The sequence below is a fragment of the Caldisericum exile AZM16c01 genome (assembly GCF_000284335.1).
GTDB lineage: Bacteria > Caldisericota > Caldisericia > Caldisericales > Caldisericaceae > Caldisericum > Caldisericum exile.
Genome location: NC_017096.1, coordinates 1,323,875 through 1,344,848, shown reverse-complemented (window position 1 = coordinate 1,344,848; position 20,974 = coordinate 1,323,875). Strand labels below are relative to the sequence as shown.

The 20,974-nt window shown below is 35.6% G+C and carries 20 protein-coding genes; 16 read left to right on the top strand and 4 right to left on the bottom strand.

Annotated elements, in window-relative coordinates; translation table 11 throughout:
* Positions 1 to 102 precede the first annotated feature (102 nt).
* Genes sfsA through epsC form a run of 3 tightly spaced genes read right to left on the bottom strand, consistent with a single transcriptional unit; the run spans position 103 to position 2,237 of the window.
* A complete protein-coding gene (gene sfsA, locus CSE_RS06815; RefSeq protein WP_014453906.1) occupies positions 103 to 807 on the bottom strand; it encodes a DNA/RNA nuclease SfsA in 705 nt (234 codons plus the stop codon).
* Between the two features lie 10 nt (positions 808 to 817).
* Entirely contained in the window at positions 818 to 1,708 is an 891-nt protein-coding gene (locus CSE_RS06810) for a PLP-dependent cysteine synthase family protein (protein WP_014453905.1), read from the bottom strand.
* Positions 1,692 to 2,237 carry a serine O-acetyltransferase EpsC gene (gene epsC, locus CSE_RS06805; protein WP_014453904.1) on the bottom strand — a complete coding sequence of 182 codons (546 nt, stop codon included), beginning with the start codon at positions 2,235 to 2,237 and terminating at the stop codon, positions 1,692 to 1,694. Before epsC ends, CSE_RS06810 begins: the two co-directional genes overlap by 17 nt.
* 170 nt (positions 2,238 to 2,407) lie before the next feature.
* On the opposite strand from epsC, the gene CSE_RS06800 reads away from it, so the two are divergent.
* Entirely contained in the window at positions 2,408 to 4,081 is a 1,674-nt protein-coding gene (locus CSE_RS06800) for an ABC-F family ATP-binding cassette domain-containing protein (protein ID WP_014453902.1), read from the top strand.
* Here CSE_RS06800 and ppcA read toward each other — a convergent pair whose 3' ends face one another.
* A complete protein-coding gene (ppcA, locus tag CSE_RS06795; RefSeq protein ID WP_197535270.1) occupies positions 4,082 to 5,575 on the bottom strand; it encodes a phosphoenolpyruvate carboxylase in 1,494 nt (497 codons plus the stop codon).
* A gap of 170 nt (positions 5,576 to 5,745) precedes the next feature.
* On the opposite strand from ppcA, the gene CSE_RS06790 reads away from it, so the two are divergent.
* The 15 genes from CSE_RS06790 (at position 5,746) to rplU (ending at position 20,973) form a co-directional block, all read left to right on the top strand.
* Entirely contained in the window at positions 5,746 to 6,528 is a 783-nt protein-coding gene (locus CSE_RS06790) for a BtpA/SgcQ family protein (protein WP_014453900.1), read from the top strand.
* Positions 6,525 to 8,018: an FGGY-family carbohydrate kinase gene (locus CSE_RS06785; protein WP_014453899.1), complete on the top strand. Its 1,494-nt coding sequence runs from the start codon at positions 6,525 to 6,527 to the stop codon at positions 8,016 to 8,018. Before CSE_RS06790 ends, CSE_RS06785 begins: the two co-directional genes overlap by 4 nt.
* 2 nt (positions 8,019 to 8,020) lie before the next feature.
* Positions 8,021 to 9,601: an APC family permease gene (locus tag CSE_RS06780; protein WP_014453898.1), complete on the top strand. Its 1,581-nt coding sequence runs from the start codon at positions 8,021 to 8,023 to the stop codon at positions 9,599 to 9,601.
* A gap of 9 nt (positions 9,602 to 9,610) precedes the next feature.
* Entirely contained in the window at positions 9,611 to 10,363 is a 753-nt protein-coding gene (locus tag CSE_RS06775; RefSeq protein WP_014453897.1) for a hypothetical protein, read from the top strand.
* Between the two features lie 8 nt (positions 10,364 to 10,371).
* Positions 10,372 to 11,319, top strand: coding sequence for a metallophosphoesterase family protein (locus CSE_RS06770; RefSeq protein ID WP_014453896.1), 948 nt, complete (start codon positions 10,372 to 10,374; stop codon positions 11,317 to 11,319).
* 2 nt (positions 11,320 to 11,321) lie between these two features.
* Positions 11,322 to 12,086 (top strand): inositol monophosphatase family protein, encoded by a 765-nt coding sequence (locus tag CSE_RS06765; protein WP_014453895.1) that lies wholly within the window; start codon positions 11,322 to 11,324, stop codon positions 12,084 to 12,086.
* On the top strand, positions 12,076 to 12,861 hold the full coding sequence (locus CSE_RS06760; RefSeq protein ID WP_014453894.1) for a DeoR/GlpR family DNA-binding transcription regulator: 786 nt from the start codon (positions 12,076 to 12,078) through the stop codon (positions 12,859 to 12,861). The genes CSE_RS06765 and CSE_RS06760 overlap by 11 nt, the downstream gene beginning before the upstream one ends.
* The gene (locus CSE_RS06755) at positions 12,845 to 13,639 is read left to right on the top strand and encodes an SDR family NAD(P)-dependent oxidoreductase (RefSeq protein WP_014453893.1); all 795 of its coding nucleotides are present in this window, start codon (positions 12,845 to 12,847) and stop codon (positions 13,637 to 13,639) included. The genes CSE_RS06760 and CSE_RS06755 overlap by 17 nt, the downstream gene beginning before the upstream one ends.
* 2 nt (positions 13,640 to 13,641) lie before the next feature.
* Positions 13,642 to 14,682, top strand: coding sequence for an ABC transporter ATP-binding protein (locus CSE_RS06750; RefSeq protein ID WP_014453892.1), 1,041 nt, complete (start codon positions 13,642 to 13,644; stop codon positions 14,680 to 14,682).
* Positions 14,679 to 15,488, top strand: a complete 810-nt coding sequence (locus tag CSE_RS06745) for a sugar phosphate isomerase/epimerase family protein (RefSeq protein ID WP_014453891.1) — start codon at positions 14,679 to 14,681, stop codon at positions 15,486 to 15,488. The genes CSE_RS06750 and CSE_RS06745 overlap by 4 nt, the downstream gene beginning before the upstream one ends.
* Entirely contained in the window at positions 15,485 to 16,576 is a 1,092-nt protein-coding gene (locus CSE_RS06740) for an ABC transporter substrate-binding protein (RefSeq protein ID WP_014453890.1), read from the top strand. The genes CSE_RS06745 and CSE_RS06740 overlap by 4 nt, the downstream gene beginning before the upstream one ends.
* 58 nt (positions 16,577 to 16,634) lie before the next feature.
* Positions 16,635 to 17,471, top strand: coding sequence for an ABC transporter permease (locus tag CSE_RS06735; RefSeq protein ID WP_014453889.1), 837 nt, complete (start codon positions 16,635 to 16,637; stop codon positions 17,469 to 17,471).
* A gap of 2 nt (positions 17,472 to 17,473) precedes the next feature.
* Entirely contained in the window at positions 17,474 to 18,259 is a 786-nt protein-coding gene (locus tag CSE_RS06730) for an ABC transporter permease (RefSeq protein WP_014453888.1), read from the top strand.
* A 130-nt stretch (positions 18,260 to 18,389) separates the two neighbouring features.
* Positions 18,390 to 20,072 (top strand): extracellular solute-binding protein, encoded by a 1,683-nt coding sequence (locus tag CSE_RS06725; RefSeq protein WP_014453887.1) that lies wholly within the window; start codon positions 18,390 to 18,392, stop codon positions 20,070 to 20,072.
* A 580-nt stretch (positions 20,073 to 20,652) separates the two neighbouring features.
* Positions 20,653 to 20,973, top strand: coding sequence for a 50S ribosomal protein L21 (gene rplU, locus CSE_RS06720; protein WP_014453886.1), 321 nt, complete (start codon positions 20,653 to 20,655; stop codon positions 20,971 to 20,973).
* Position 20,974: the final 1 nt, after the last annotated feature.

Genomic DNA, 20,974 nt, shown 5'->3' with positions numbered 1-20,974 from the left:
CTTTTTTCAATTAATAATACTCTGGAAAATTTTTATTGCAAATTAGTAAACAAGTTATTGCTTGAGCATTTTATTTTTTTGGCCATTTGTAATTACTAAAATTCAATTTTCTTCACTCGGTAGTTCCTTAATAAAATAAACAAACCTTCCATTGTAGGAAAGAAGAAATTTTTTTACTTCAACGCCTTGCATGAGAGCATAGTAAAAGTTATTTTCAAAGTCTTTGTCAATTTCTCCGTTTGGTTTAAAAGCACTTGCATTTCTCAAAATAAGGATAAATAATTTTGGAGTAAAGCCATAACTAATTGATTCTACAAGTTCGAGAAGGTGTCGAGCACCTCTTTTTGTTGGTGCGTCAGGAAAAAGTGCAATGCCATCTCTTACAAGAACACATCCTTTAACTTCAACAAGATATTTTGAATTACCTTCCACAAGAAAATCAAACCTGCTATTTTGAAATTTAAATTCTCTTTTAATCCTAAGATCTTTTGATTCTCCAAATTTAACAATGCCATTTCGTATGAGTGATTCTGCAATGTCATTATGGTACCTTGAGTTTACAAGAATGGTTTCATCATTTATTTTAACTGCAATTACCTCGTATTCTGTTTTCCGCTTTGGGGAGATAACCTTTTTAAGAAGCACCTTTTTACCTTTTTCTAAAAGGCCTTCAAGCCTTCCTGGATCGTGAATATGCGCAAGAACACTTACGCCATTAATCTCAACAACCCCTAAAAATTTGTTGAGCCTTTCAAGAAAAATTCCCTCAAGGTCAATTGCAATTTCGAATAGTGGGACTTTCATCATCCAATTATACTTAACCGAATAAATCTTCTGAAAAATATCTTTCTCCACGGTCAGGTGCAATTGTAACAACTCTTTTAAAGCCGTATTTTTCCTTAACGATTTTTGAAGCAAGCACATTTGCGCCTGTCGATGGTCCTCCAAAAATACTTTCTTTAAGAGCAAGTTCATTTGTAAATTCCCTTGCATCTTTACTTTTTATTGTAATGACTTCATCAATAATTTTTAGGTCAAGAATTTCTGGCTTAAAGCCTGCGCCAATGCCTTCAATTGAGTGAGTTCCTTTTATCCCTTTTGTTAGGTATGGGGATTCTTCTGGCTCAACTCCTATAATCTTTACCTTCTTAATAAATTTTTTAAGTGTTCTTCCAACGCCTGTAATTGTACCACCTGTGCCAATGCCTGCAACAAATGCATCAATGTCAAAATTCATATCTTTTAAAATCTCGTATGCTGTTGTCAATTCATGTGCTTTTGGATTTGAGGGGTTTCCAAATTGATTAAGCATGAGTTTTGCAACGCCATCATCAATAATTCTTTTTGCTTCTTCTATTGCGCCATTCATTCCCAGAGATTTGTCGGTAAGAACTACCCTTGCCCCAAAACTTTTCATAAGAGTTAATCTCTCTTTGCTTAAATTATCAGGCATTGTGAGAATAATGCTTATACCGAAAAATTTTGAAAGGGCACTTAACGCAATACCTGTGTTGCCTGAGGTTGGCTCAACAATTGTATCGTGAATTGAAAGCCTTCTATCGGCAAGTGCATCTTTCAGCATAAAATAGGCAGGTCTATCTTTAATACTTCCAAATGGGTTCAAATATTCAAGTTTCACAAATATGTTTGGATTTTCTTTCAATGCAACAATTGGAGTATTTCCAATTATATCAAGCATTTTTTTCATTTGAAGCTCCTTTCACGATTCTTGCTTTAACACCAACAACTGTTGAATAAGATGGAATATCTTCCAGCACCACACTATTTGCACCAATTTTTACAAAATCGCCAATTGTAATATTTCCAAGAATTGATGCATGATTTCCAATGAGGCAGTTTCTTCCTATTGTTGGGTGTCTTTTGCCGCTCTCAACTCTTCTTGCACCAAGCGTAACACCGTGATATATGATTGTATTTTTCCCTACAAATGCAGTTTCTCCAATAACAACAGAAAACCCGTGATCAATCATGATTGGTGCCTCAATAACAGCCCCAGGATGTATGTCCATATTGTATTTGAGTTTTGTTCTAATGTAGAGGATTTTTGCTAAGACTTTGTGACCGCTCTTATAAAGAGCATGATAAATGCGATAGTTTAAAAGTCCCCTGAAAGAGGGTGTAAAAATAATTTCAAACAGTGATTCAACTGAGGGATCATTTTCCCTGTAAAACCTCAAATCCGCTAAAATTTGTTGGAGGAGATTTCTTACATCCATAGACTCCTCCTAATCTTCCATTTTCCATTTAAACCTCCCCAAAAGTATTTTGCAAGAATTATAACATATAAGGTAATATTTTCAAAACAGTGCATCAAAAAACATTTTTCAAACAAACTTTTAAGTGTTGCAAAATTGAGATAGTTATTGTATATTCAATTGAGGTTAATATGCTTATAGTTTCAAACATTCATTACTCAATTCAGGGAAGAACAATTTTGAAAGATGTTTCTATAACTCTTGATAAGGAGAAGAAATTTATCGTTGGTACAAATGGATCCGGAAAAACAACCCTCCTTGATATTATTGTTGGCCTTAAATTGCCTGACTATGGAATTGTTAAACGTCCAAATTCCATAGGGTATGTACCGCAGGAGATAAAGGCAATTGAAAAAACTGGAATGGAAGTAATAGAAGAAGGTGTCTCCCAAATAAAAGAAATTGAACAGATGATTGAGGAACTTGAAAGTGTGGGAGACTTCTCCGAGGATTACTCATTCTTAATGGAGGAGTATGAGCACCTCGGTGGATATACTTACCGAAGTGAAATCCTATCGATGCTTAGCGATTTTGATCTTGATGAGAAAACCGTTTCAAAGCCAATGTCTGCTATGAGTGGTGGAGAGCGAACAAAATGCCTCATCATTAAAGCAATTATATCAAAGCCTGAACTTCTTATACTTGATGAGCCTACGAATAACCTTGATATAGAAACAATCGAGATGCTTGAAAAATATTTAGCACAGTTTAAAGGAGGGCTTCTCATTGTTTCTCATGATAAAACATTCATTAACAAACTTGCAACGCACATTCTTTACCTTGAGGATGGTGTAATTAAAGAATATCCAGGGAATTACGACAAATTTATAAAGATAAAAACAATTGAAGATGAAACACTAAAGAATGAGCGAAAGCAAATACTTCTTTATCTTGATAAACAGAGAAAGTTTATAGAGAAGTTTCGTTATGGCACACGCTCAAAGCAGGCACTTTCAAGAGAAAAGATGATTGAAAAGATTATTGTTCCAGAGGAAAAATCGCAAAAAGAAATAAAGATAAATATTGAAAGTGGTGATATTGGCTCCTTCAAAGTGCTTGAACTGAAAAGTGTTTCAAAATCATACAATGGGAAAACGATCTTAAAGAATATAAATCTTTCAATAACAAGAGGCGAGCGTATTGCAATTGTGGGAAAAAATGGTGTTGGCAAAACAACTCTTTTAAAAATAATTACAGGCACTGAAACTCCCGATGCAGGTTTAATTTACATTGGGCCAAGTGTTGAAATGCGCTACTTTCCACAAGATGAATTTGTGTTAAACTTAGAAGACACTCTTCTTAATTTGATGCTAAAAGAAGGGCTTGAGGTAAGCGTTGCGCGAAACTACCTATCGGAGTTTGATTTTACAGGCGAAGATGTTTTCAAAAAAGTATCGGAATTAAGTGGCGGCGAAAAAAGAAGATTGCTTTTAGCAAAATTGAATCTCGTAAGTTCGAATTTCCTTGTCCTTGATGAGCCAACAAATCATCTTGATATTGAAACAACCGAAGCGCTTATTGAGGCACTTAAAAATTACAAAGGGACAATTCTTCTTGTAAGCCACGACAGATATCTTATAAAAAACATTTCTCAAAAGGTTCTAACACTTGAAAATAGCACGCTTATTGAAGGCATTCAAAATCCTAAGACAAAAGACAAAAAAGTTGATGCTCAAAAGCAAAAAGAGATTAACAAAATTAAAGCACGAATTCAATATCTTGAAAAACTCTTAAAGGAAACGGGAAACAAGAAAAAAGAAGAAGAGCTCAGAATTTTAAAGAAAAAACTGGAAAGATTAAAATAATTACCCTATAAATTTGCGAATTAAGGATGCTCTTAAGATAAGTTCGTCAAGGTTGTAATTTTTAAGGTCAAGCACCGTTGAGTATATTGCTTTTGTAAGTTCTTTATGCTCTTCATTAACCTCAAAAGATATCCCAAACTCTTCTAATTTTCTTAAAACCTCTTTTGGAAAGAATGGAGAATCAACATTTGCAAATTTCAAAGCATCTTTTAAATCACTCTCAAAATTCTCGTAGAGAGACTTAATTTTAAAGTAATCATCCTTTTCAATTGCAATAAGGTCGAGAATTTCAGGTGGAACGCCAATTGAATAAAGGCTTCCTGTAAATGCTATTGCTCTTGGAAGTTTTAGTTTTGCATTGTCTCTTGAATATCCGAATAGACCTACATGTAGTTTTCTTTTTCTTCTTGAAGGAATATGCTTTGCAACTTTGTTTATAACAGGCTCAAGATTTTCGACATGCAAGAAATATGTTAAGGAACCGCGCTTAAAGAAATCAAGAACGAATTTTTCATCAATTTCTTTTGGGTTTGTAGGGAGTATCCCTTTTAGTTGTTTTAAACCTTCAACAACTTCATTAACAGGATAATCGTATTTAAAAGATGATTGTACCGTGTATGTATGAACGCTTCTATATTCATTTGCTATTTTTAAGACGTTATTTGGCTTAAGGTTTCCTCTAAATGGAGCCGAGCCTACACCAACAATTGGATAAATTGGAAGGCCAATCCTATTAGAAAGCTTCCACAATTTGTAGAGTGCAAGTTTTACGATGAGTACAGCACTTATAAGCCCGTAGTTCATTGCAGGGTCCGAACGAGCAAGGAAAACTCTCAAGTATTCAAAATCTTTTTCCTTCACATATTCTTCAACAATTGAATCGGCATTTACTATATGTTCAAAATCTTCAAAAAGTGGGATTACATAAATTTTCTTTGGCTTGAATTCATTTACCCAATCTTTAACCTTTATATCGCTATCAAAGATTGGTTTTTCCTCTTTTCCTACAACGAAGTCTGTATAGTATCTATAAACTCTTTCAAGACTTTTTGCAGATGTTGTCATTGGTAGTATTACTTCAAAAATCGGCGAGATTTCGTCTTTAAAAACGGTGTATGCTGTATCAAAAGAACGCGGGATACTTTCAAGTGTTTCAAGAAGAATTTTTGCTTCAACGACTTCAAATTCAGGATTTGGAATTCGTAATGTTAAGAAAATATCCTTTCCAAGTCTATTTTCCTTAAAGAAGTATTTGTATTTTGATAGAAGTTTTTTAACAACATAATCATCGCCTTCTTTTCCCTCGTAGTCCCACATCTGTTCGTCTGCTCCAAGATGAGAAAATACATAGAATGCTTCCATTACCTCGTCTTCGCCATCCAATTCGGGATTTTTTGCAAAGAATGGTATCGAAACATTATCAGGATGTTGCGTGCTCATACATCTTGGTATCTTTCTCATATTAGTGTGAAATATAGCAAAAATTGGAATCATGTCAAGCACCTCCAAGAAAAAGAGATTGTTAGAGAAACTGAAAAAATGTTTTTTTAATCTTACTTTCGTAGTTTCGTTAAATTTCCTTCAAAATTATTCGTTGTTAACTATTGACAAATTTAACAAATTTATGTAAAATGTTTTACAACAATTAACAAAGGAGGCTTGAGATGTTCGGAAAAAGTAAAACAATAATAGGAATGGTGCATTTCCCGCCGCTTCCTTCTTCACCGCTTTACGATGACTCTCTTGGAATTGACTATATTTATTCACGAATTGAAGCAGATGTTATTAATCTTCAGGAGGGTGGTATTGATGCAATAATGTTTTGTAATGAAAATGATCGTCCCTACAAACTCGAAGCAAACTATGCAACAGTTGCAACAATGGGTTATGTTATTGGTAAGGTTTCCTCTCTTGTGAAAGTTCCTTTTGGAATTGATGTGCTTTGGGATCCATTTGCTGCAATTTCCCTTGCAAAGGCAACGAAAGCAAGTTTCGTGCGAGAAATTCTTACAGGTGTATATGTATCGGATATGGGTTTATGGAATACGAATGTTGGCGAGGTATACAGATACAAAAAACTTCTTGATGCAAAAGATATTAAAGTTTTCTTTAATATTTCAGCAGAATTTGCATACTCGCTTGATAGAAGGCCCTTAGAAGAGATTGCAAAAAGCGTTGCTTTTTCTTCTCTTGCAGATGTTATACTTGTTTCCGGGCCAATGACTGGAAAAGCACCCACTAAAGAAATGATAGAGAATGTTAAAAAAAATGTTAATGTCCCTGTTTTTGTCAACACGGGTGTGAATGAAAACAATGTAGAAGAACTTTTAAGTGTTGCAGACGGTGCAATTGTTGGCACATCTTTAAAAAAGGATGGATTTACATTTAACCCAATTGACCCTGAAAGAGTAAAAAGATTTATGGAGAAGGTAAATAAATTAAGATGAGAGATCTTGCTCTTGGTATTGATCTTGGAACAACAGCCCTTAAAGCTATCGTAATAGATAGTTCTGGAAAAATTTATTTTGAAAAATCCATAAGTCAGAATCTAATAAGCACTGCGCCAAACTTTGCAGAAATGGACGCAGATGCATTTTTTGAAAATACACTAAGGATTCTTTCTGAAGTTTATAAAATGGGTCTCGATAAAAGAATTGCGTCAATTGGAATCACAGGAATGGTCCCAACACTCATACCCGTAGATGAAAACCTAAAACCTTTAAGATACTCAATTCAACAAAATGATGCGCGTGCCGTGGAAGAAATTGAGTATTTTAAGACTGCTATTGACGAAGATTGGTATTTTAATAAAACTGGAAACACTATAAATCAGCAGGTTATCTTTCCAAAGTGGTTGTGGCTTAAAAAACATGAACCCGATGTGATATCAAAGACAAAATACATTATGGGCTCGTATGATTTTGTGTCAACAAAATTAACAGGGAATCCTCACGTTGAATTAAACTGGGCACTTGAAAGCGGATTGTTTAATATAAAGGAGAATAAATTCGACGAAGAGATTCTTTCAAAAGTTGAAATCGTTAAGTCAATTTTGCCACAAGTAGTTAATCCAAAGGAAGTTGTTGGATATGTTTCTAAGGAAATTGAAGCCCTTACTGGATTTAACAGTGGTGTGCCTGTTATTGGTGGCTCAGCTGATCATATTGCTTCAACGCTTGGAGTTGGACTCATAAATGAAGGAGACCTTCTTCTAAAATTTGGTGGTGCAGGAGATATAATGTTTGTTTCGGATTCTTTGCGTATTGATAAGAGACTTTTTATTGACTTTCACGATGTAGAAGGAAAATATGTCTTAAATGGATGTATGGCTTCCAGTGGTTCTGTTATTAAATGGTATATGAATGTAATAGGCGAAAATGACTTTGATAAGATAACAGATGAGGCTTATAAAAGCTCAATCGGTGCAAACGGAATAATAATCCTTCCTTATTTCCTTGGAGAAAAAACTCCCATCTTTGATGCAAAGGCAAGGGGAGTTATCTTTGGGCTCCAACTATTCCACGGAAGAGGTGATATATTCAGGTCAATTCTTGAAAGTATTGTTTATGGCTTTATGCACCATATAGATGTATTAAATGAAATAGGACTTGATGTTAAAAGAGTATTTATTTCAGACGGTGGCGCAAAAAATCCACTTCTAAGACAAATTACTTCAGATGCTATAGGTCTTCCACTGAAATATGTGAAAACAAATCCTGGTTCTTCTTTGGGTGTTGCTTTTCTTGCTTTGTTAAGCGTAGGTCTTGTGAAAGATGTAAGTGCAGTAGAAACATTTGTTAAGGACTATGAGACCATTGAACCAAATACCTCTAATACCTCGTTATACAGAGAGTATTTTGGGTTATATAAAGATCTTTACAAAGCAGTAAAGCCTCTTTATGAGAGGCTTTATAAGATACAAAATAAAGGAGGTTAAAAGTGGGAACAAAACAAAAGTTGTTTGTAAGAAACGCAACTGGGCTTGTAAGAGAACTTACTCCCTTTGATGCGTTTAACCTTGTTTTTGCTGCTATTCTTATTCCTGTTGGTATTTCACAGGCGCTTCAGTTTGGAGCAGCGAGTTTTCCCGGTGCAAACATTGCCCTTGCATTTGTCCTTGGTTCGATTTTGCTTTTAGGTTTTGGCTTTGTTTACATCTACTATACATTGATTATGCCACGATCCGGTGGTGACTATGTTTGGGTAAGTAGGACTTTAAGTCCGCTTATTGGATTTGTTGTAAATGTCACGCTAACTTTTGTTTTTGTGAACTGGGTTGCATTTAATTTTACGACAATGATGACTTTCTTTATGCCAGCATTTGGATATGTTGCAAATCTTCCTCAGCCATTTATTGACTGGTTTGCAAAACCTGGAAATCAGTTTTTGGTTGCAACGCTCCTTACAATTTTCTTTACTCTTATAATGCTTAAAGGCACAAAGTTTGCTGCAAAATTTATGAGAATCCTTTTCTTAATTGTGTGGGTTGGAGTTGGTTTGTGGTATCTTGGTCTTCTTATTACTTCAAAAGAAGCATTTCAATCAAGTTTTGCAACAATAACGGGAACGCAACCACAACAAATAATTGATATTGCAAAAAATGTTGGATATGTTCCACCTCAGGGAATTAACTGGGGAATGACAATCCTTGCAATGCTTTGGGCTTTCCAAAACCTAACAGGATTTGAATGGACTGGTTATTTTGCTGGGGAAATTAAAAATGTAAGAAGAACAGTTATTGTATCTGTCCTTGGGGCACTACTCATTGGTGGTGCATTGTATGCGCTTGGCTCTCTTTTCGTATATAAAGCGATGGGATTTGATTTCTTCTCGTCTCTGTCGTATGTTGGAATGAACGCATCGGACAAATTGCCTCAAAATATTGTCTTCATATTGCCAGCGCTTACAAAATTCCTAAGTTTGCCTCAATTTATTAAAGTGTATATTGCACTTGCATTCCTTTTGAGTATTGTTTGGTGGACTCCTGCAGGATTCTTGCTTGGCACAAGGAACCTGTTTGCATGGGCATTTGATAGATTAGCACCAGATTGGGTTGCAGATGTAGATCCAAATTTACATACGCCTGTTAAAGCAACCATCATAATGGGGCTTTACATTGAATTGTTGAATTGGTTGAATATCTATGGCGGCCTTGGTGGATATTTGATTAATATCATTGCAGTTATGGCTCTTGCATTTGTTGTTGTTGGAATTGCTGCAATAATCTTCCCTTACAAGAAAAAGGATCTCTTTGAAAATGCACCAGACCTTGCAAAGAGAAAATTGGGTGGTATTCCTTACATGACCATTGCAGGAATTGTAACTGTACTTACATGGGGAACTGTTTTTGTTGCTGCATTTCTTGTTCCACAGTTTGGCTTAAAGATTGAGCCTATTGCAATGATTGAGGCATTTTCTGTACCTGTGATTGCAGTAATTTGGTATGCAATTGCAGTTGCAGTGAGGAAATCTCAAGGTATTGATATTACACAGGTATTTACGGAGATACCACCAGAGTAAAGGTGTTATATGGGTAGAACCGAGGAGCTTGTAAACCTTGCAAAAGATTTGATTGACAAAGCGAAGGCGGAGGGCCCAAACCTCCGTCTTCTCGGTGGGCTTGCAGTGTATTTGAATTCACCAAAAGGGCGTACGATTGAAACTCTTAAAAGAGAATACAAAGATCTCGATTTTGTTGTTAATAGAAAGGGTGTTAAGGGTTTAAGTAGAATCTTCAACGAAAATGGTTTAATGGAAGACAAACAGTTTAATGCTTTACACGGTGCAACAAGACTTTTATATTACAAAGGAAATGAATTCCAAATAGATGTTTTTATTGGCGTATTTGAACAGTGTCATAAAATCGACCTTGAGCAAAGAATTACTATGTTACCTTATACAATTAGCCTTGGAGACGTGTTCTTAACAAAGATTCAGATTCATAAAATGAATGAAAAAGATGTTAAAGATCTTTTAATGTTTTTAATTGATCACGATTTTGGATTGGAAAACAAGGTCGAATTAAACGAACTTGAATATATTCTCAGTATTACCTCAAATGATTGGGGATGGTATACCACGGCACGTGATAATTTGATACTTCTCAAAGACTTTTCTAAGGATTACTTAACGGGAAAGGATTATGATAGAGTTCAAGCGGTCATTGGATACATAATAAATGCAATGGATAATGCTCCAAAAACTCTTTCTTGGAAAATGCGCAGTATCATAGGAAGAAAAATGCCTTGGTATGATGAACCAGAGGAAGTTAGACTTGAATAGGAGGAAAGATGGTAAAGATATTTTTTACAACAGACATTCATGGTTCTGAAAGGTGCTTCAAAAAGTTTGTAAACGCCGGTAAATTTTATAATGCACAAATACTCATTTTAGGTGGAGATATAACAGGAAAAGGTTTTGTGCCTATTGTAAAAATGCCCAACGATTATTATAAGGCAAACTATCAAGGAAAAGACGAAATTGTCTCAAAAAGCGAACTTCCAAAACTTGAAGAAGAAATAAGGTTTAACGGATTATATCCGTATGTGACAAGTGAAGAGGAACTTGAAGTAATAGAAAAAAGCCCTGAAAAAAGAAAAGAAATTTTTAAGTTTGTCATTAAACATACGCTTGAAGAGTGGATGGTTCTTGCAACTGAAAGACTAAAGCCACTCGGTATTAAGATTTATGTGTCTCCGGGAAATGATGATGATCCTGTTGTCGATGATGCGTTGTTGGTTTCTAAGTATGTAGTGAATCCAGATATGCAGGTTGTTGAAATTTTCGAAAATGTAAAAATGCTTTCTTATGGGTATTCAAATCCAACTCCTTGGAATTCGCCACGTGAAAAAAGCGAAGATGAAATTTATAGCGATTTAAAGGCTCTTGCAGAAAAAATGGATTACAATAAATTTACGATTTTTAATATCCATGTACCTCCATATAATACATCTCTTGACATTGCACCTAAACTTGATAAGACATTGAAGCCGGTTATAGAAAGTGGATCGGTTGCGACAGAGAATGTTGGAAGTAAAAGTGTGCGTAAGATAATCGAGGAATTTCAACCTGATTTAGGTTTGCACGGACATGTGCATGAATCTGCCGGGAATATAAAGATTGGAAAAACCGTGTGTCTAAACCCAGGAAGTGAATACTCTGACGGCATTTTAAGAGGGGTTCTTATTAATCTTGATGAGAAAAAGAAAAAATTTACATACCAATTTACGATGGGATAAAAATGGTCGAACTTGATTTTATTTTGGATGTTGTAAAAAAAAGCGGTCAAATTATAAAAAAGAATTTTAAGGGAAGTATACTCATTACACATAAGGGAGAAACAGACCTTGTAACTAACGTCGATAAAGAGGTTGATGCCCTCATAAGAGATGAGATAAAAAAGTATTTTCCTCAATACGGTATTTTGTCTGAGGAAGGGGGAACCTTGCAAGGAAGTTCAAATAAGGTTTTTGTTGTTGATCCACTCGACGGCACTACTAATTTTGTAAAAGGTTATCCAAACGTGTGCATTTCCATAGCGCTTATGGAAGAAAAGGAAGTGATTTTAGGCGTAATATACAATCCTATTTCTGAAGATATTTACTATGCAGTAAAAGGTGGCGGTTCTTTTAAAAACGGAAAGTTAATAAGTGTTTCTAAAACTGAAAACCTCTCAAATTCTCTTCTTGCAACCGGTTTTCCCTACGATTTTTCAGAGTATTCAAATTTTCCTCAATTTGAAGCATTATTTAGAAAAACATTGTCTGTTAGGGTTGATGGAAGTGCCGCTCTCGACCTTGCACGCGTTGCAGAAGGTGTAATTGATGGCTACTGGGAAAAAGGGCTATCTAAATGGGATATTGCTGCAGGCTCACTTATTGTTATGGAAGCAAATGGGGTTGTAAGCGATTTTAGAAATGGGGGAAATTACCTTGAAAAGGGAGAAATTATTGCGGCAAATCCCTTTTTACATCCTCAAATTTTGGAGGTGTTAAATGCTTTATGAAGAGAGAGCAAAAGTAATTCTTCAAGAACTTGAGAAAAACGGAAGTGTAACAATCGAAACTTTGTCAAAAATTCTTAATGTCTCCGAAATGACTGTTAGAAGAGATCTTTCGCGCCTTGAACATGAGGGACTTTTAAGGCGTGTTTATGGAGGGGCTGTAAGTAGTCGTGGAAGAAGTTTTGAGCCACCATTTGTTATAAGGGAAACAAAACATAAAAGGGAAAAGGAAATAATAGGTCGCATTGCCTCAACATTAATAACTGATGGTGATTCAATTGCGCTTGATGTTGGAACAACAACAATTGAAGTTGCAAAGCACCTTGAGAAATTTCACAATCTAACAGTTATTACACCAAATTTGCACATAGTTAATCTTCTTGCAAACAAAAAGGAAATTAGACTTATCCTTCCCGGAGGAATTTTAAGAAGCGGCGAGTTGTCCTTAACAGGAGAGATTGCGGTAAGAAATCTTGAACAATTTTTTGTGGATAAGTTGTTTTTAGGGATTGGTGCAATTGATAAAGATGCAGGTTTAACAGAATATAACCTTGAAGATTCGCTTGTTAAAAAAGCACTTATAAAAAATGCAAAAGAAGTAATAGTTGTTGCGGATTCAAGTAAATTTGATAAAGTTGCATTTTCTTTCGTTGCAGGTCTTGATAAGATTCACTATCTTGTATCAAACGAAAGACCAAAAGGGCCTTTATACGAAAAACTCAAAGAACTTAATGTAACAATTTTAACCAAGGAGGTGTTTGATGCTACTCAAGGATAAAGTAATTGCAATAACAGGTGGTGGTACAGGTATTGGAAAGGCGTGTGCACTTTCATATGCAAAAGAAGGAGCAAAAGTAATTGTTATTGACCTTAATTTTGACTTTGCAAAGAATGTGTCAGATGAAATTGAAAAAAGTGGTGAAATTTCATTACCAATTAAGGCTGATGTCACGAATAGAGAAGAAATTAAAAAAGCAATTGATGTTATCTACGACAAATTTGGACGAATCGATGTATGGCACAATAACGCTGGCGTATCAACAATGAATAAATTTCTTGATCTTACAGACAAAGATTGGGATTTCAACATGTCTGTTAACGCAAAAGGGGTGTTTATAGCATCTCAAGAGGTTTTAAGGCGAATGATTAATCAAGAGATAGTTAATGAAGTAAGAGGCAAAATAATAAACACGGCAAGTATGGCAGGAAAACGAGGTAATGCGCCATTTCTTGCACACTATGTTGCAAGTAAGTTTGCAGTTGTTGGTTTAACACAGGCACTTGCAGGAGAATTTGCACCTTACAAGATTCTTGTAAATGCGATTTGTCCTGGCTATGTAAAAACAAGCATGCAGGAAAGGGAAGTTAGTTGGGAAGCAAAACTTAGGGGAGTAAGCGAAGATGTTGTAAGAGAATTATACATTAAAGATACACCCTTAGGACGATTAGAAACCCCTGAAGATGTTGCAAATGTCGCAATATTTCTTGCCTCAGATCTTTCAAACTTTATTACAGGTGAGGCAATAAATGTTAACGGTGGCGCATTTATGGATTAGCCATGAAAGAAAATTATCTTGAACTAAGAAGTATAAGAAAAACATACGGAAATGTTATTGCAGTAAATGATTTCTCTCTTTCTGTAAACGAGGGAGAACTTGTTTCACTTCTTGGACCGTCGGGGTGTGGAAAGACTACACTTTTAAGAAGTATTGCAGGCTTTGAGCGAGTTGATTCTGGTGAGATTCTTGTAGACAGTAAGGTAATAAATGACATACCACCCGAAAAAAGAGACGTTGCAATAGTGTTCCAATCTTATGCCCTTTTTCCTCATATGACTGTTTTTGAGAATGTTGCTTTTTCCCTCATGATTAAAGGAGTTTCTAAAACGGAGCAAGAAAAAGTAGTTATGCCTCTTCTTCAAATGTTAAGAATTGAGAACCTAAAAGACCGGTTTCCAAGACAGTTATCAGGTGGACAGCAACAGAGGGTCGCTCTTGCAAGAGCACTTGCCAAAAAGCCTAAAATTTTGCTTTTAGATGAGCCTCTTTCAGCACTTGATGCAAAGGTAAGAGAGGAAGTGAGGGTTGAAATTAGAAGGGTCCAAAAGGAACTTGGTATTACTTCAATATATGTGACACATGATCAGGCAGAAGCATTATCAATTTCAGACAGAATTGTTGTTATGAATGCAGGCGTAATTCAGCAGGTTGGCACACCAGTAGAAATTTACAGAAGCCCTAAGAATCTATTTGTTGCAAATTTTGTTGGGGTTGCTAATATTTTCCACGGATATGCTTCAAATGGTGTTTTTGATTGGCATGGTATAAGTTTTAAAATCGAAGATAGAAGAGTTGGGGATTTTGCACTTGCTGTTAGACCTGAACTTATGAAAATTTCAAAAGAACCTCAAGGCATTAACTCCTTCAAGGCAATTGTTGATGTGTCAACTTTTCTTGGCTCATTTGCCCGTATTACATTAAGAGCATTCAACGAGATGGTTCAAGTGGATGTCCCCATTGAGGAGGCTTCAAGATATGAAAAAGGAATGGAAGTTTTTGTGTCATTTGCGGAAAGCGCAGCACTACTTATTGAGCGATGATTAAATTTGGATTTTCTTATAGTGAAGAATTAACATTTAAGGATGTAGAAAATCTTTACAGGGAAGGTTTGACGTGTGTTGAGGTTAATGCAAGAACGCCACAGGCATTCATAGAATTTGCAAAAAAGATTTCCTTTGAGATTACTTTTCATGTGACTTTTCTTAAAGGATTTAATCCTTCATTTCCTACGGAAAGTATCAGAAAAAGTGCTGTTTCAGAAATTTTCAAGGAACTTGATTACGCAAGGTCAATTGGCGCAACGAATATAACATTACACGGTGGTTATATTACATGGTTTGATTTCATAGATCCGAAACTTGCAGAATTTGATTCTTATGTGAAAATTGCAGAGAATGAAAGAAGATTACATTTAGATGCTTTGCGAAAATCAGTAAAGGAAATTCTTTCGGGTAATGGTGACCTTACGATTTCAATCGAAAATCTTTATTTTCCATTTGAACTTATGAATAATCCCTATGAGTTAAAGAGATTTGTTTATACAGTTGATAATCTTTTTGTTACACTTGACTTTGGACATGCAAAAATATCGAAATTTAAAATTTTTGACTATGTATCGTTAGTTTCCTCAAGAATTACAAAACTACACTTACACACTAACGACGGTATTTACGATCTTCACAGGCCTATAGAGGCAAACATAGATGATGACTTTAAAGACTCTCTTATTGTAATTAACAATCTTAAAAATGATGTAATTGGTATTATTGAACTTCACAGGGATTTTAGCGCTATTTCGAAAAGTTTTAAAAATATTAAAAATCTTTTAGGAGGAGGTGCAGTATGAAGAAACTAATTACAGCCATTTTGGTTGTAATCTTCCTGAGTGTTTCTTTCGTAGGTTGTAAGACTTCGACAACCACGACCACTCAGACGGGGCAGAGTGTTATGGACAAACTTGCAGAAGCAGCAAAAGGTGAAGGTGGCGTAATCAACTCTTATGGCATGCCAGATGTATGGGCGAATTATGGTGAGATCTATGGTCAATTTGAAAAACTTTATGGGATCAAACATCAGGACATCGATATGGGGTCTTCTGTTGTCTATTCAAGGATGAAAGAGGAAAATGCATCTAAAAATGATGTTGCAGATCTTAAACCATCTTATGCAATGAAGCTTGCACAGGAAGGATACACAAGTGATTACAAGGTAAGCGTATGGGATAAAATTCCCGAAGGGCAAAAGGGTGTTGCTCCAAACGGTTCTGTTTGGCAAGCAGCATATAAAGGCACACTTGGATTTATCGTAAATACGAACATTGTAAAGAAAGTCCCACACACATGGGCAGAACTCAACGATCCTCAGTATAAAGGACTTGTGAGTTATCTTGACCCAAGGGCAACAGGCACAGGAGTAAATACAGTTGAGGCAGTTTCTTATGCGATGTCAGGAGATCCGTATAACTATCAGGCAGGAATCGACTTCCTCGTTAAGCTTCACAAGAATGGCATTATTGCTTCTGTTGATCCAAAAGTTGATGTAAGTAAATTCCAGAGGGGTGAAGTTGCAATACTTATTAATTTTGATTATAACCTACTTCTTTGGAGAGATACGCTCGGAGTTCCGGCAGAGGTTGTTATTCCAACTGATGGGACAGTAGCAGTGGGTGGAGGCGTAATTATGGCAAAGAATGCGCCACATCCTAACACTGCAAAACTTTTCTTAGAGTTTTTGTTCTCTGATGAAGGACAAAAACTTTTTGCTAAGGCGTATGTAACTCCAATAAGACCTGACATCCAAATTCCACCTGAGATTGCTGCAAAATTTCCACCAAAGGAACAGTATTCAAAGGTTAAATTTATAGATTATCAAAAAGATGCGGAGATTTCACAAGCATTGCAGAATGCGTGGGCACAAGCAGTTGGCGCAAAATAGCATGAGTATAAGATGGGGGAAGGCGATGGGGTCTTTCCCCCTGGTTAAGGTGATTTAAATGAAAAAGATAAGAAAAGAATACCTTTTAATTTTGCCGTTTTTTGTTTTTCTTGGATTTTTTGAACTTTATCCTATTATAAACCTGTTTATAAAATCTTTTTTTAGTGATAAAGGCACCCTTACGCTTCAATTTTACAGAAACATACTGACTATTGATCAATACAAGTTTGCCGTGAGAAATAGTTTGTTATTTTCTACAGCAGCAAGTGTGTTTGGGGGAGTTGTCGGAACATTTGTAGGTTACTTTATCTCTAAATTAAATAGGTCAAGAAAAAATTTCTTACTATCGCTTTATTCTCTTCCTTTAACTCTTTCTGGTCTTGTAGTTGCCTTTGCATTTATAATTTTACTTGGAAGAAATGGAGTTATAAATCAAATAATAAGGCTTATCTTGCATTTGCCTAAGGATTTTTATATTAATATATATTCTTGGCCCGGGATTGTATTTGTTTATGGATTCTTTCAGATTCCTCTTATGACGCTTACAATGGCTGCAGTCTTTGAAAATCTTGATAAAAGCATAGTAGAAGCAGCAAAGAATTTAGGTGCAAATGCAATGCAAACATGGAGATATGTTATTATTCCATCTCTTGCACCTGGTTTCATATCTGGTTTGAGTATTCAATTTGCAGGTATGCTCGGTGCTTTTGGCACTGTTCTTGCACTTGTTGGTGGCGAAAAAAATTTGCTTTCAATCCAAATTTATTTTCAAACATCTGAGTCAACGTATAATTTACCTCAGGCTGCTGCTCTTTCAGTTACTTTAATATTAATTATTTCTATTGTTTTATCCATATTGAATATTTTTGAGAAAAAACTCAAACCAGGAGGATAAAAATGAGAAAGAAAATTTTAGAAAATCTATTTATAATATTGCTTGTTCTTTATATCCTCCTTCCAATTTCAATGCCGATAATATTTTCATTCTCAAAATTTTGGCAGGGAATACTTCCAAAAGGATTTACCTTTGAATGGTATTTACAAATTATTAGACGCCCTAAGAATTATTCGGCGTTGATGATTTCACTCTTTGTTGCAACTTTTGCAACTTTAATTTCTCTATTAATTTCTCTTCCTGCTGCATATGTTGTAAATAGACTCAGAGGTCGTTTTGGAGAAACAGTAAGAAACTTTGTTAATATCCTTCCGATGATTTTTCCGCCAGTTATCGTCGGTTCTGCACTTATCCTTGCATTTTCAAAACCTCCGCTTGCATTCAATGGCACACTATTTATGGTAATCATAGCACATACTCTATTGGGATTTCCTTATATGTTTAGAAACACTCTTGGATCTTTTAGGACTATAGACGAAATTACATTGTCCGAGGCAGCCCAGAGTTTAGGTGCAGGTATCATTGACCGTTTTAGATATGTCATAATTCCTAACGTTATCGGAGGCATTACCGTTGGTGCGTTACTTGTATTTGCAATTTCTATTGGAGAATTTGAGGTAACGAGTATGGTTGCAGGTTTTACTGGGCAAACCCTTCCATTACAACTGTTCCAGCAAATTAGAAACGATATGAGAGTCGCATCGGCTATCTCAGCATTCCTAATTTACATATCCCTTCTTTCGTTTATAGGGATTACATATATAACAGGAAAGACAAGGAAAGACTAAAAACTTAACACAATTATTTTTATCTTTTGTTATTTGTTTTTCAACACTTGTCAAAAAACTTTGCTTTAAACAAATAAATACTATAATTACTTATCATGGGTAAAACCCAAATTTTGAAAGGAGGTAGAGTATGAAGAAACTGATTGCAGTACTTGCAATCTTAGTTATGGTCTTTACCTTTGTAAAGGTAGTTCCATCAGTTCAGGCACAGAATGTGAAGACCATTGTAGTTTATGTAGGAAAAACCACTGGCACAATCGATGGAAAATCTACGACTCTTGATCAGGCACCTGTTATCGTAAATGGAAGAACTCTTGTTCCAATTAGATTTATCTCAGAGGCATTTGGCGCAACAGTTGATTGGAATGGATCCACTCGTGAAGCAACAATTAAACTTCTTGGAAACACAATTGTCCTCAAGATTGATTCATCAACTGCAACTGTCAATGGTTATACAGTCTATCTTGATTCACCTGCAACAATCATTAAACAAACAGGAAGAACTGTTGTCCCTCTAAGATTTGTATCTGATTCACTTGGTGCAGATATTACGTGGAATGCAACTGAAAAATCTGTTACCGTTAAATTCTCTGAAGATTGGATAAAGAATCCAACTGAAATTACCTTCTGGAATGCAATGCAAGCAGCACTTGGGAAGGCACTTACAAAACTCATTGATGAATTTAATGCAACTCACCCAAGATATAAGATTGTTCAAACCGCAGTTGCAAACTATCCTACACTTCAACAAAAGACTACCGCAGCAGTTGCATCTAATACGCCTCCCGTAATCGCACAAGCAAGAGAAAGTTGGGTTGCAAACTATATGCTTGGTAACCTTCTCACACCGATGGAGAAATTTGTAAAAGATCCTTCAATGGGGCTTTCACAAGCAGATATTAATGACTTCTTCCCAATCATGTGGAAAGATGGCTATATGCCAGATGGTAAGATGTGGATGATGCCTTTTAATAAGAGTGTTGAGGTAATGTACTACAATGTAGATATGCTTAAAGAAGCAGGTTTTGATCACCCTCCAAAAACATGGGATGAGTTTGCAACTATGGTTAAGGCTCTTACAAAACCAGATGGCTCTCAGTGGGGTGCTTCGTTGGGTATGAGTTCTTCGGATGCAATTGTCGATATTTGGTATGCAATGGTATATGAATGGGGTGGAAGAGTTTTAACAGATGATTATAGAAACGTATTATTTGATAAAGATCCTAATGCCCTTGCACCAGTTAAATTCCTTAACGATTTATACAAGAATGGAAATATTCATTTTACGAATGGTTATGATTATCAGTCAGATTTTGGGAATAAAAAATGTGCCTTTATTTTTGGAAGCGTTGTGGGATTTACTTATGTAGATCAAGCAGTAGGTGGTAGATTCAAATGGGCTCAGGCACCAATTCCAGCAGGACCAAAAGGTCAATACACTACTCTTTCAGGGGCAAACGTTGTAATCTTTGGAAATAAATATGATTCACAAACTGTAAAAGGTGCATGGGAATTTGTAAAATGGTTTACATCTACTTACCAAACTGCAAGGTGGTCAATTGATACTGCATATCTTCCTGTAAGAAAGAGTGCCCTTGAATTGCCTTTATTAAAAGAGTTTATTCAAGCGCATCCCGAAAGAAGGGCAGGATTTGATGAACTTCCAAATGCATTGATTGAACCAATTACGAAAGAATGGACTCAGGCTTATGTTGATATAGGTGCTGAATTGCAAAAAATCTTCCTTCAAAAGATTTCACCTGAAGACGGTTTTAAGGAACTTGGCGCAAAATTAAGATCCTACATACATTAGTTTATTTCTTTTATGTAATAAAGAGGCTACCTCTAATTAGAGGTAGCCTTAAAATAATTTTTGAAGAAGTAAAAGTCAGAGGTAAACTTGGACAATTTAATATCAAGTTGATTAAAATTCGTTATATGACTCGAGACAGTGATCTCCCTTTACCTTGCCTAATTTTCTTAATCTTTTTCGAACCCGTGATTTTTATTAAGAGGTTTTATGAAATATATATCCCATCAATTAACTCTTTGCAGTCGCTAATGCAAATTCACTTCTATTATCTTCTCAATACCTTTTTATTCACGATGGGACTCTCTTTCAAATCTTACTTAGTGCATTAAATTCAATTTTGTGCCTTGCTTATAACCTTAAATCTTGCCACCCTTTTGAACTTCTTCTAACTTTTTCGTCACTTTACCTCCATTTTTGAATAGATTTTTTATATGAGGCAACGATTCAATTTCATATAAATTTTTGATGATTCGATTCGTAAACTTGCAAAAATAGAAGCAATTCGTTATAATATTTCGATTAGAGTTAAACTACTTACGGAAGGTTTCCCCAGTACCTTCTGTAGTGGAAGGAGGTTATTATGGAAGCGATTATTAAAACTGGTGGTCACCAATATAGAGTTAAGGAAGGTGACACAATTAAGGTGCAAAAAATTGATCAAGAAGTAGGCACCAAGGTAAAATTTGATGAAGTGCTCCTTCTTAAGGATGGAGAAAAAGTTATTGTTGGAAACCCCAAGGTAGAGAATGCTTATGTAGAGGGAACAATCAAAGAGCAGGGAAGAGAAAAGAAGATCATTGTTTTCTTCTACAGACACAAGACAAGGAACAAGAAGAAACAGGGGCACAGACAACCCTACACACTTGTTACAATTGATAAAATTGTAGGGGAGGTAAGCTAAT

Bases quoted from the DNA above. Each gene is read 5' to 3' on its own strand.
- sfsA (WP_014453906.1), bottom strand. From the start codon at position 807: ATGATGAAAGTCCCACTATTCGAAATTGCAATTGACCTTGAGGGAATT.
- CSE_RS06810 (WP_014453905.1), bottom strand. From the start codon at position 1,708: ATGAAAAAAATGCTTGATATAATTGGAAATACTCCAATTGTTGCATTG.
- epsC (WP_014453904.1), bottom strand. From the start codon at position 2,237: ATGGATGTAAGAAATCTCCTCCAACAAATTTTAGCGGATTTGAGGTTT.
- CSE_RS06800 (WP_014453902.1), top strand. From the start codon at position 2,408: ATGCTTATAGTTTCAAACATTCATTACTCAATTCAGGGAAGAACAATT.
- ppcA (WP_197535270.1), bottom strand. From the start codon at position 5,575: ATGATTCCAATTTTTGCTATATTTCACACTAATATGAGAAAGATACCA.
- CSE_RS06790 (WP_014453900.1), top strand. From the start codon at position 5,746: ATGTTCGGAAAAAGTAAAACAATAATAGGAATGGTGCATTTCCCGCCG.
- CSE_RS06785 (WP_014453899.1), top strand. From the start codon at position 6,525: ATGAGAGATCTTGCTCTTGGTATTGATCTTGGAACAACAGCCCTTAAA.
- CSE_RS06775 (WP_014453897.1), top strand. From the start codon at position 9,611: ATGGGTAGAACCGAGGAGCTTGTAAACCTTGCAAAAGATTTGATTGAC.
- CSE_RS06770 (WP_014453896.1), top strand. From the start codon at position 10,372: ATGGTAAAGATATTTTTTACAACAGACATTCATGGTTCTGAAAGGTGC.
- CSE_RS06765 (WP_014453895.1), top strand. From the start codon at position 11,322: ATGGTCGAACTTGATTTTATTTTGGATGTTGTAAAAAAAAGCGGTCAA.
- CSE_RS06760 (WP_014453894.1), top strand. From the start codon at position 12,076: ATGCTTTATGAAGAGAGAGCAAAAGTAATTCTTCAAGAACTTGAGAAA.
- CSE_RS06755 (WP_014453893.1), top strand. From the start codon at position 12,845: ATGCTACTCAAGGATAAAGTAATTGCAATAACAGGTGGTGGTACAGGT.
- CSE_RS06750 (WP_014453892.1), top strand. From the start codon at position 13,642: ATGAAAGAAAATTATCTTGAACTAAGAAGTATAAGAAAAACATACGGA.
- CSE_RS06745 (WP_014453891.1), top strand. From the start codon at position 14,679: ATGATTAAATTTGGATTTTCTTATAGTGAAGAATTAACATTTAAGGAT.
- CSE_RS06740 (WP_014453890.1), top strand. From the start codon at position 15,485: ATGAAGAAACTAATTACAGCCATTTTGGTTGTAATCTTCCTGAGTGTT.
- CSE_RS06735 (WP_014453889.1), top strand. From the start codon at position 16,635: ATGAAAAAGATAAGAAAAGAATACCTTTTAATTTTGCCGTTTTTTGTT.
- CSE_RS06730 (WP_014453888.1), top strand. From the start codon at position 17,474: ATGAGAAAGAAAATTTTAGAAAATCTATTTATAATATTGCTTGTTCTT.
- CSE_RS06725 (WP_014453887.1), top strand. From the start codon at position 18,390: ATGAAGAAACTGATTGCAGTACTTGCAATCTTAGTTATGGTCTTTACC.
- rplU (WP_014453886.1), top strand. From the start codon at position 20,653: ATGGAAGCGATTATTAAAACTGGTGGTCACCAATATAGAGTTAAGGAA.